Below are 10,517 nucleotides of genomic sequence, written 5' to 3'. Positions count from 1 at the left end.
GGGCCGCCGAGGCCTGCCGCCCCGCGCGCACCTCCGAGGCCACTGCCGCGCACAGCGCGATCACCTGTTCCGCCCTCTTCTCCCGGCCCCGCCGCTCCTCACGCCGGCGCAGCACACGCCCGACGAGCGGCACCGCCAACCCGCCCAGAATCAGCGGCAGTACGGACCTCCCGGCCAGACCTACCAGCGCGCCCGCGGCCAGGCACCACCACTCGGGCCGCGCCCGCACCCGTACCCACGCCGCCCACCGCACCCACGGCGGGACCGCCTCCGGCTCGCCCACACCGGCCACGACCAGCCCCCGGGCCCGCCGCATCCCTCTGTCCTGAGCCGCCGCCAACCACACCGCGGCCCCCGCGCAGAACGCGGCCGCATACGCCGGCATCCCCCACATCGCTCCCGGCACCATCCCGCTCACAGCCCACCCCCGAGAATCCCCCGCAGCCGCTCCCAGCCCTGGTCGTAGACGAACGCCCGCTCGCCCCACCGCAGCGCCGGCACCGTCCGCACCAACCCCGCCGTATCCCGCTCCAGGACATGCACCTGTGCGATCCGGCGCCGCCCGCCCCGGTCCCGTACGAGATGCAGCACCACGGACAAAGCCGCCGCCAACTGGCTGTGCAGCGCCGCCCGGTCGAGCCCCGCAGCCGTCCCGAGCGCTTCGAGGCGCGCGGGAACATCGGCCGCCGCATTGGCATGGACCGTCCCGCACCCCGCATGCCCGGTGTTGAGCGCCGCGAGCAGGTGCACGACCTCCGCCCCGCGCACCTCACCCACCACAAGCCGGTCCGGCCGCATCCGCAGCGCCTGGCGCACAAGGTCCTCGAGCGTGACCCGGCCCGCGCCTTCCTGGTTCGCCACCCGGCATTCCAGACGTACGACATGAGGGTGCTCGGGTCGCAACTCCGCCGAATCCTCGGCCAGTACGATCCGCTCCCCCGGTCCGGAAAGACCGAGCAGCGCACTGAGCAGCGTGGTCTTTCCGGAGCCGGTCCCGCCGCTGATCAGGAACGATGCCCGTGCCTCGATCAACGCCCGCAGCACCCGGTCCCCGCCCGGCGGCACCGTCCCCGCGGCGGCCAGCTCGCCCAGCGAGAAGGCCTTGGACCGCACCACCCGCAGCGAGAGGCAGGTCGATCCGACGGCGACCGGCGGCAGTACGGCATGCAGCCGCGTGCCGTCCGGCAGCCGCGCGTCCACCCAAGGCCTGGCGTCATCGAGCCGCCGCCCCGCGACCGCGGCGAGCCGCTGGGCGAGCTGTCGCACAGCCGACGCATCGGTGAAGGTCACGGGCGTGAGCTCGAGCCCGCCGCCCCGGTCCACCCACACCCGGTCGGGCGCCGAAACCAGCACATCCGTCACCCGTGGATCCGCGAGCAGCGGCTCCAGCGGTCCCGCGCCCACCAGCTCGGAGCGCAATTCCCCTACGACACCGAGCAGTTCGCTGTCCCCGAGCACCTTCCCCTGGGCCCGCAGCGCCTGAGCGACCCGCGCGGGAGTCGCCTCGGCCCCGGACTCGGCAAGCCACTGCCTCACCCCGTCGAGCAGCGCCCCGCTCATGACGCGCCACCCCCCGCGGGCACGCGCTCCCAGAAGGCCGCACAGAACCGCGCGAGAGGCTCCCGCACATCCGCGGCGGGGATCCGGCCGCTCAATACACCCGCATCCACCGGAAGTTCACCGGCCAGCGGCAGATCGAGCATCCCTGCCGTCTCCTCGGCACCGAGGCCCGCGGTGAACGGCCCGCGGACCACCGTCCGCAGATCCCGCAGCACCATGCGTACGGCCGAAGACACCCGCTCGGCGGCGGCCAGCGCGCGCAGCTCGGCAGGCACCACCAGGAGCCCGAGATCCAACTGCCCCAGCGCCTCGGCCACGCCCTCGTCCACGCGCCTCGGCAGATCCACGACGACCACGCCGCCGCGCCTGCGCGCCGCCGCGAGCACGGCACGCATCGCCTCGGGCGGGATCGTGAGCATGTCGCCGCGGTCCCAGCTGAGCACGCGCAACGAACTGAGCTCCGGCAGCGACTCCTCGAGCGCCGCGCTCCCCAACCGCCCCCGCGACTGCGCGAACGCGGGCCAGCGCAGCCCTTGCGCCGACTCGCCGCCGAGCAGCACATCGAGGCCGCCGCCCAGCGGATCACCGTCGATCAGCATGGTGCGCCGCCCCGCCCGCGCCGCCGACAACGCCAACGCGCAGGCCAGGGTGGAGGCACCGGCCCCACCCCGGCCGCCGATCACCCCGACGGTCAGCGCGGGACGCCCCACGCCTTCGACCGCGTCGGCGATCCGGTCGACGATCCACTGCTCGGCATCGGGCAGCCGCAGCACATGGTCGGCGCCGATCTCCACGGCCCGCTGCCACACCCTCGGATCGTCCTGGTCCCTGCCGACCAGGCACACCCCGCGCCTGCGCACAGCGCCGCGCACCCGCGCGGCCGCGTCATCCCCCACCAGGACAAGCGGAGCGCCCTCCCAGCTGTCTCTTCGCTCGGGCACCCCGTGATGCACCTCCGCCCTGGCCCCCGCCGCGGCGCACAGCCGCAGCAGATCGTCGAGCAGCTGCGCATCCTCCGTCACGATCAGCGGCCCGCGCCGCTTCCGCTCGGCCGGCCGGTCGTCGGCCATGGCTCCCGTCATGCTCCCGCCCCTCTCGCTGAACGTCCCGAGCGTTCTCGCGCACCGCCGCCGGTCCTCAGGACCGACGCCGAACGCCCGTGAACGCTGCGAACGATGTGAATGCGGCATCACCGACGCAGCCATGAAGGCGCAAGCGCCCGGCCGCGAAGTCCGCAAGCAGGAATCACGATGAGCGGAGCCGGAAAATGGTGGGGATCTTGGTCGAAATCTGTGGACAACCGGAGGGATGTGAATAACTTCGTCACCCGAACCGGTGAGTTCTCCCTGACTTCCGGAGTGCAGCGCAACCACTACGCACCGTGACGAGTCTCAACGGGCGGAGGAAGGCGCCGGCTGGCGCAGGAAGGGGTGCACTGAGCCAAAAGGGGCAAGAAAAAAGGGCCCGAACCGGGCCCGGACATGCGACGACCCCCGCCGGGGGGGAGAGCGGGGGTCGTCCCCACGGTCCGACTCGGGGGGGGGAGGAGCCAGACCGGGTTAGCACGGTCGCGAACGATCCGTGACTTCCATGGTGTACCCGAAGGCCTTCTCAGGCAAACCCACGCGCCCCAGCTTACGCCGAATGGTGGGCGCCTATGCTCGACCACGTGGAAAACCACTCGTTGCCCCGCACAGCCGCCTTCTTCGACTTGGACAAGACGGTCATTGCGAAGTCGAGCACGCTCACGTTCAGCAAGTCGTTCTACCAGGGCGGCCTGATCAACCGCCGAGCGGTGCTCAGGACGGCGTACACCCAGTTCATCTTTCTCGCGGGCGGCGCCGACCACGATCAGATGGAGCGCATGCGCGAGTACCTCTCCGCGCTGTGCAAAGGCTGGAACCAGCAGCAGGTCAAGGAGATCGTCGCCGAGACGCTGCACGATCTGATCGACCCGATCATCTACGACGAGGCCGCCTCGCTCATCGAGGAGCACCACCTCGCGGGGCGCGACGTCGTGATCGTGTCCACGTCGGGCGCGGAGGTCGTCGAGCCGATCGGCGAACTGCTCGGCGCGGACCGCGTGGTGGCGACCCGCATGGTGGTCGGCGACGACGGCTGCTTCACCGGAGAGATCGACTACTACGCGTACGGACCGACGAAGGCCGAAGCCGTGCGCGAGCTCGCCGCCTCCGAGGGGTACGACCTGGAGCGCTGTTACGCCTACAGCGACTCGGCCACCGATCTGCCGATGCTCGAATCCGTGGGCCACCCTTACGCGGTCAACCCCGACCGCACCCTGCGCCGCGAAGCGCTCACCCGCGACTGGCCGATTCTCGACTTCCACCGGCCCGTGCGCCTCAAGCAGCGGGTGCGGAAGCTGCCCGTACCGCCCCGGCCCGCGCTCGTCGCCGCCGCCGCGGTGGGTGCGGCGGCCGCGACCGCGGGTCTCGTCTGGTACGCCAGCAAGCGCCGCGCACTGGTGACTTGAGAGCGGACGCAGCCCTCCCTCCCGGGGGGCCACCGGCCCGTCCAACGGTATCGGCGCCCACTGACAACGCCCGCTGACCTGCACTGTCTCGGCCCAGCACAACGACGCCCGTTTCGCACCTGTTTGAACCTAAAAGTAAAGATGTGGGCTCAGGGGTTCCGCTTCCCCCACGACAGGAGTACAAAGGATTCAACGGCCCGCGAGACCAAGGACATCCGAGAGGATCACCTTTAACGCAACCAAGGCCCCACGGACCGAGCATGGAAGCCACAGCACCCACGCGACGTCGACCCGTCGATTACGGGCCAGCCGCACCAGGCAACGGGCAAAGTTCCCCGACCTGATGGGCATACATCGAGGACGCTTGGTAACTGGGCGGACATGCCAGCGGCGGTACCTTCTCAGGTACCGCCGCAACCCTTTGCAGGGACTCTCAACCCCGTCCCAGGGACCTCAGGCCGCGCCCCGCTGAAGCGCCTCGCACACGGCCGTGGACTCCCGCACCCCCAGCTCAACCGCCTTGGCGCAGTGCCCGATCCAGGCCGCCATGCCCTCCGGCGTACCCGAGACGTACCCCTCGAGAGCCGCCACGTAGGCCGCACGCCCGAGTTCCGCGTGGCCGACCTCGGCCGGGCAGATCGACTTGGGGTCGAGGCCGCTGCCGATCAGGACGATCCGTTCGGCGGCCCGTGCGACCAGGCCGTTGTGCGTATCGAAGGGCCGCAGCGCGAGGAGTTCGCCGTGCACCACGGCTGCCGTGACGATCGCCGGCGCCGCACCGCCCGCGACGATCAACTGCGAGAGCCCTTCGAGGCGGCCGGCCACCTCGTCCGCGTCCGGCAGCGGAAGTTCGATCAAGGGCTCGACCACGGGCTCGCCCGCAACACGCGGCCGCCCGACCGAATCGTCCTGCACACCCGCCGCCACCAGATGCAGCCGGGCCAGGACCCGCAGCGGCGACTGGCGCCAGATGGACAGGAGTTGACCCGCCTCGGCCGTCAGGCGCAGCGCCGCGCCGACCGCGCGCGCCTCGTCGTCGCCGCTGAAGTCGCTGCGCCGCCGCACCTCCTCCAGGGCCCAGTCCGCACCGGCCAGCGCGGCCGAACCGCGCGCACCGCGCAGCGCCGCCTCGGACGTGACCGCATGGCTGCGCCGCCGCATGACCCGGTGCCCGTAGACCCGGTCCACGGCCTTGCGTACGGAGTCCACGGAATCGGCCACGGTGGGCAGCGCGCCGAGGGTGGCGAGCGGGTCGGCAGTACTCATGAGTAAGACCCTACGCAGCAAAGCCGCCCACCCCACGAAGGAGTGGTCTTCTTCACGCGAACCGGATGCGCAGTGCATTCACCCCACTACGCTTGGTGAACATGAAAATTGCTTTCGTCGGGAAGGGCGGCAGCGGCAAGACCACGCTGTCCTCCCTCTTCATCCGCCACCTCGCCACCACGGGCGCCCCGGTCATCGCCGTCGACGCGGACATCAACCAGCACCTCGGTGCCGCACTCGGGCTCGATGAGGAGGAAGCCGCATCGCTGCCCGCGATGGGTGCGCGGCTTCCGCTCATCAAGGACTATCTGCGCGGCGGCAACCCGCGGATCGCCTCGGCCGAGACGATGATCAAGACGACGCCGCCCGGCGAGGGTTCGCGTCTGCTGCGGATCCGGGAGGACAACCCGGTCTACGAAAGCTGCGCCCGCGAGCTGGAACTCGACGGCGGCACGGTCCGTTTGATGGTCACGGGGCCCTTCACCGAATCCGACCTCGGCGTCGCCTGCTACCACTCGAAGGTCGGGGCGGTGGAGCTGTGCCTCAACCATCTCGTCGACGCCCGCGACGAGTTCCTGGTCGTCGACATGACGGCAGGATCCGATTCCTTCGCCTCCGGAATGTTCACCCGCTTCGACATGACGTTCCTGATCGCGGAGCCCACCCGCAAGGGCATCTCGGTCTACCGGCAGTACAAGGAGTACGCCCGCGACTTCGACGTCGCCCTCAAGGTCGTGGGCAACAAGGTGCAGGGGCAGGACGACATCGACTTCCTGCGCGAGGAAGTCGGCGACGACCTGCTCGTGACCGTGGGGCACTCGGACTGGGTGCGCGCGATGGAGAAGGGCCGGCCGCCCCGGTTCGAGCTCCTCGAAGGGCCCAACCGGGCCGCCCTGGAGACGATGCGTACGGTCGCCGACGCCGCGTACGAGCGCCGCGACTGGGAGCGGTACACCCGGCAGATGGTGCACTTCCACCGCAAGAACGCCGCGAGTTGGGGCAACGCGAAGGCCGGGGCCGACCTGGCGGACCAGATCGACCCCGGCTTCGTACTCGACGAGCGTGCGGCGTTCTCAGTCAGCTGACGAGCGTGCCGCGTTGTCCGTGAGCTGACGAGCGTGCGGCGTTGTCAGTGACCTGAACCGTGCTCGCGCGCCGGCTTCGCGGCCGGCGCGCCCGGCACGCCCTTCGGGGCCGGGGCGGGCTGCTGACCGGACAGGAAGGCCGCCCAGCCCTCCTTCGGCGCCTGGCCCACCTTCAGCGCGGTCATCTTCTCCAGGACCTGCGGGTCCTGGGCGTCCAGCCAGTCCACCAGCTGACGGAAGGAGACACAGCGGACGTCGCGCTTGGTGCAGACGCGCTCGATCGTCTCCTCGATGGCGCGCATGTACGTGCCGCCGTTCCAGGACTCGAAGTGGTTGCCGATGATCAGCGGTGCGCGGTTGCCGTTGTACGCACGGTCGAAGCCCGCGAGCAGGCCGTCGCGCATCTGGTTGCCCCAGTACTGATGCATGGACGGGTCGCCCTGGGTCGTGGAGCCCGACTGGTTGACCATGAAGTTGTAGTCCATGGTCAGCGTCTCGAACTTGCGGCCGGGCACCGGCACCAGCTGCATCGACAGGTCCCACAGGCCCTGCTTCTTCTTGGGCCAGATCTGGTCGTTGACGCCGCTGGTGTCATAGCGGAAGCCGAGCTCGCGGGCGGCGCGCGTGAAGTTCTTCTGCCCTTCCAGGCAGGGCGTACGGGCGCCGATCAGCTCCTTGTCGTAGTCGAACGGGAGCGCGGCGGCCTTCGTGGCACCGGAGTTGGTCTTCCAGCCCTTCACGAAGGACTTGGCCTCCGCGATCTCGTGCTTCCACTCCTCGACCGACCACTCGCCGACTCCGCCGCCCTTGCCGCAGAAGTGACCGTTGAAGTGGGTGCCGATCTCGTTGCCCTCGAGCCAGGCGCCGCGCAACTGCTCCACGGTGTCCTTGATCCCCTGGGCGTCGCCGAAGCCGATGTCCGAGCGGCCCGCTGAGTGCTGCGGGGGCTCGTACAGCTCCTTCTTGTCCTCCGGCAGCAGATACACGCCGCTGAGGAAGTACGTCATGGTGGCGTTGTTGGCCTTGGCGACCTTGCGGAAGTGCGAGAAGAGCTTCTGGCTGTCCTCGCCGGCGCCGTCCCAGGAGAAGACCACGAACTGCGGGGGCTTCTGGCCCGGCTTGAGGCGCTCGGGCTCGGCGAGGTGCGGCTGGCTTCCGGTGTACGCGGTCGAGCCGTCGCCGATAGGGCGCATCACGCTGCCCGGCGCGGGGACCTTCGGGGCGTTCTGCGCACCGGCGGCGCCCTTCTTCTTGACGCCTTCGCCGGACTCTCCGCTCGAGCAGCCGGCCAGCGCCACGGCGAGTGCCGTGCTCGCGGCCAGGCACGCGGCGAGCCTCTTGGTGGCGGCCATGCGCCCACCTACTTCCTTCGGATCTCGGGTGGTCGGGGGTTGGGGCGCGGCCAAGATCGCACGCAAAAGACGGTGAATTGGTACGACAAGCCGATGAATCTACCCATTCACTCGTGCAGGTGAATGATTACCCCATTTGCCCCGATAATCCGGCTGAGCTCTTTACTCTCCATTACGATCCGTTTACCGACAGTTGAGAAAGTCCCGCCGCTGTACGCCGTGACCCACGGCCGCGCCCACCCCCGATCCATGGCACCGGGGGACCCCTAGCGACCGCGTAGCCCCGGAGGAGACGGGAACCTATGTCTGCCTGCGTCCCCACCCGTACCGACAGCTCTTCGTCCGGCCCCCCTGAGAGCGGACCGCCCAAGGCGGGACACCGCCGCCGGTTCCCTCTGGCGGGCGCCGATGTGTCCGCCTCGATCTCGGTCTTCCTGATCGCGCTGCCGCTGTCCCTCGGCATCGCCCTGGCCACCGGCGCCCCGCTCCAGGCGGGTCTGGTGGCCGCCGCCGTCGGCGGTCTGGTGGCGGGCCGCTTCGGCGGCTCACCGCTCCAGGTGTCCGGCCCCGCGGCCGGACTCACCGTGGTCACCGCCGACTTGATCCAGCAGTACGGCTGGCGCACCACCTGCGCGATCACCGTGATGGCCGGGCTCGCCCAGCTGGGCCTGGCGTATCTGCGCGTGGCCCGATCCGCGCTCGCCGTGAGCCCCGCGATCGTGCACGGCATGCTGGCCGGTATCGGCATCACCATCGCCGTCGCCCAGCTGCACATCGTGCTCGGCGGCTCGCCGCACAGCTCCGTGATCGACAACGTCCGTGAACTGCCGAGCCAGTTGGCGGACATCCACCCCGCCGCGCTGTCGATGAGCGCGCTCACCCTCCTCGTGCTGCTGGCCTGGCCCCGTATCCCCGGAACGCCGGGACGGATGCTGAGGAAGATCCCCGCCGCGCTCGCGGCCGTCGCTGCCGCCACCGCCGTCGCCGCGCTCGCCGGCCTGAACCTGCCGCGGGTGGACCTGCCGTCGTGGAGCAATCACGCACTCGTCGGGCTGCCCGACGGGCCCGTACTCGGCCTGATCGCCGCGGTGTTGACGATCACGCTGGTCGGCAGCGTCGAATCGCTGCTCTCCGCGGTCGCCACCGACAAGCTGGCCTCCGCGCGGCGCGACGCCATGCCGGTGCCGCGGGCGCAGCTCGATCGCGAACTGCGCGGGCAGGGTCTTGCGAACATCACCTCCGGCGCGCTCGGCGGGCTGCCGATCACCGGTGTCGCCGTGCGCAGTACGGCGAATGTCCGGGCCGGCGCCGTGAGCCGTAACTCCACGATGCTGCACGGGCTTTGGATCATCATCGCGGCGTTGCTGCTCGTGCCCGTGCTGGACCTGATCCCGCTGGCCGCGCTCGCCGCGCTGGTGATGGCGATCGGTATCCAGATGGTCTCGATCAACCACATCCGCACCGTCACCCGCCATCGCGAGGTCCTCGTGTACGCGGTGACGACGGTCGGTGTCGTCCTCTTCGGCGTGCTCGAAGGCGTGGCCGTCGGGGTCGCGGTCGCCGTCGCCGTCGCGCTGCACCGCCTCGCGCGGACGAGGATCACCTACGAGGAGCGGGAAGGGGTCCACCATGTGCGGGTGCGCGGGCAGTTGACCTTTCTGGCCGTGCCGCGACTGAGCCGGGCGCTGCACCAAGTGCCGCACGGGTCCGAGGCCGTGGTGGAGATCGACGGGTCGTTCATGGACCACGCCGCGTTCGAGACGCTGCAGGACTGGCAGGACGCGCATGCGGCGCGCGGCGGGAAGGCGGAGCTCACCGGGCGTTCCGGTCCGCTGGCCGCGCCCGCGCACGGCAAGGGACGGGGCGGCGCGGAGGAGGACCACGCGTGCTGCGGACCCTGGACCCCCTGGCGCAACCACAGCTGCACGCCCGAGCGGACCGAGGCGCACGGGACGCGTCAACTGGCCAGCGGGATCAGCGCGTTCCAGCGCAACACCGCGCCGCTCGTGCGCAGCGAGCTCGCCCGGCTCGCGCGGGAGGGGCAGCGGCCGCAGCAGCTCTTCCTGACCTGCGCGGATTCGCGGCTCGTCACCTCGATGATCACGTCGAGCGGTCCCGGCGACCTCTTCGTCGTACGCAATGTGGGCAATCTGGTGCCCCTGCCGGGGGCGGAGAGCGGTGACGACTCGGTGGCCGCGGCGATCGAGTACGCCGTGGACGTCCTGCAGGTGCGGTCGATCACCGTGTGTGGGCACTCCGGATGCGGGGCGATGCAGGCGCTCCTCAACACCCCGCCGGGCGGGGCCGATTCACCGCTGCGGCGCTGGCTGAGGCACGGGCGGCCGAGCCTGGAGCGGATGGCGGGCAAGGAGCACGCCTCGGCGCGGCTCGCGGGGCGGCAGCCGGCCGACGCGGTCGAGCAGCTGTGCCTGACCAACGTGGTGCAGCAGCTGGAGCATCTGCGCGCTCACCCCGCGGTGGCCCGCGGGCTCGACGAGGGCCGGCTCGAACTGCACGGGATGTACTTCCACGTCGGCGAGGCCCAGGCCTATCTGCTCGCCGAACCCGACCGGCTCTTCGACCGCGTGACGGCCGTCCAGGAGGCATCGCCGCAGGCAGTGACCACGACGGCCGGCTGAGGCCCGCCGCCGGGGGCGGTTGAACCGAATCCCCTTCCCGTACGTGCCAGGGTGTGGCTCCGGAGTCCGGAGCCACACCCTCACACAGGTCTAAACCAATCATCCGTAGACCCTTGTCACCGGA

7 protein-coding genes and 1 pseudogene are annotated in these 10,517 nt (G+C 70.7%); 3 read left to right on the top strand and 5 right to left on the bottom strand.

The features are described 5' to 3' along the window. The 3 genes and pseudogenes from G6045_RS18130 to ssd form a co-directional block, all read right to left on the bottom strand. Nucleotides 1-385, bottom strand: a pseudogene (locus G6045_RS18130) (type II secretion system F family protein); the annotation flags it as partial. A 29-nt stretch (nucleotides 386-414) separates the two neighbouring features. After that, nucleotides 415-1,560 (bottom strand): TadA family conjugal transfer-associated ATPase, encoded by a 1,146-nt coding sequence (locus tag G6045_RS18125; RefSeq protein WP_165333022.1) that lies wholly within the window; start codon nucleotides 1,558-1,560, stop codon nucleotides 415-417. After that, nucleotides 1,557-2,642, bottom strand: a complete 1,086-nt coding sequence (gene ssd, locus G6045_RS18120; RefSeq protein ID WP_165333021.1) for a septum site-determining protein Ssd — start codon at nucleotides 2,640-2,642, stop codon at nucleotides 1,557-1,559. The genes G6045_RS18125 and ssd overlap by 4 nt, the downstream gene beginning before the upstream one ends. Nucleotides 2,643-3,217: 575 nt before the next feature. On the opposite strand from ssd, the gene G6045_RS18115 reads away from it, so the two are divergent. After that, nucleotides 3,218-4,051, top strand: coding sequence for an HAD family hydrolase (locus G6045_RS18115; protein ID WP_165333020.1), 834 nt, complete (start codon nucleotides 3,218-3,220; stop codon nucleotides 4,049-4,051). 453 nt (nucleotides 4,052-4,504) lie between these two features. Here the strand turns inward: G6045_RS18115 and G6045_RS18110 are convergent, their stop codons facing one another. Then, the gene (locus G6045_RS18110; protein ID WP_165333019.1) at nucleotides 4,505-5,317 is read right to left on the bottom strand and encodes a Fic family protein; all 813 of its coding nucleotides are present in this window, start codon (nucleotides 5,315-5,317) and stop codon (nucleotides 4,505-4,507) included. A 101-nt stretch (nucleotides 5,318-5,418) separates the two neighbouring features. Here G6045_RS18110 and G6045_RS18105 point away from each other — a divergent pair, with 101 nt between their 5' ends. Continuing rightward, nucleotides 5,419-6,402, top strand: a complete 984-nt coding sequence (locus tag G6045_RS18105; RefSeq protein ID WP_165333018.1) for an ATP-binding protein — start codon at nucleotides 5,419-5,421, stop codon at nucleotides 6,400-6,402. 44 nt (nucleotides 6,403-6,446) lie between these two features. On the opposite strand, the gene G6045_RS18100 is transcribed toward G6045_RS18105, so the two are convergent. After that, complete coding sequence (locus tag G6045_RS18100; RefSeq protein ID WP_165333017.1) at nucleotides 6,447-7,754, bottom strand: polysaccharide deacetylase family protein; 1,308 nt, start codon at nucleotides 7,752-7,754, stop codon at nucleotides 6,447-6,449. Nucleotides 7,755-8,056: 302 nt separating this feature from the next. Between G6045_RS18100 and G6045_RS18095 the strand changes: the two genes are divergently transcribed. Next, nucleotides 8,057-10,393 (top strand): bifunctional SulP family inorganic anion transporter/carbonic anhydrase, encoded by a 2,337-nt coding sequence (locus G6045_RS18095; RefSeq protein WP_165333016.1) that lies wholly within the window; start codon nucleotides 8,057-8,059, stop codon nucleotides 10,391-10,393. The last annotated feature ends 124 nt before the right edge of the window (nucleotides 10,394-10,517 follow it).

Origin of the sequence: Streptomyces mesophilus (assembly GCF_011044995.1) — a bacterium.
Lineage (GTDB): Bacteria > Actinomycetota > Actinomycetes > Streptomycetales > Streptomycetaceae > Streptomyces > Streptomyces mesophilus.
This window is presented reverse-complemented; position numbering and strand designations above follow the sequence as displayed.

Excerpts from the sequence above, each read along its gene's own strand:
- G6045_RS18125 (WP_165333022.1), bottom strand. The coding sequence starts at position 1,560 with ATGAGCGGGGCGCTGCTCGACGGGGTGAGGCAGTGGCTTGCCGAGTCC.
- G6045_RS18095 (WP_165333016.1), top strand. The coding sequence starts at position 8,057 with ATGTCTGCCTGCGTCCCCACCCGTACCGACAGCTCTTCGTCCGGCCCC.
- G6045_RS18115 (WP_165333020.1), top strand. The coding sequence starts at position 3,218 with ATGCTCGACCACGTGGAAAACCACTCGTTGCCCCGCACAGCCGCCTTC.
- G6045_RS18105 (WP_165333018.1), top strand. The coding sequence starts at position 5,419 with ATGAAAATTGCTTTCGTCGGGAAGGGCGGCAGCGGCAAGACCACGCTG.
- ssd (WP_165333021.1), bottom strand. The coding sequence starts at position 2,642 with ATGACGGGAGCCATGGCCGACGACCGGCCGGCCGAGCGGAAGCGGCGC.
- G6045_RS18100 (WP_165333017.1), bottom strand. The coding sequence starts at position 7,754 with ATGGCCGCCACCAAGAGGCTCGCCGCGTGCCTGGCCGCGAGCACGGCA.
- G6045_RS18110 (WP_165333019.1), bottom strand. The coding sequence starts at position 5,317 with ATGAGTACTGCCGACCCGCTCGCCACCCTCGGCGCGCTGCCCACCGTG.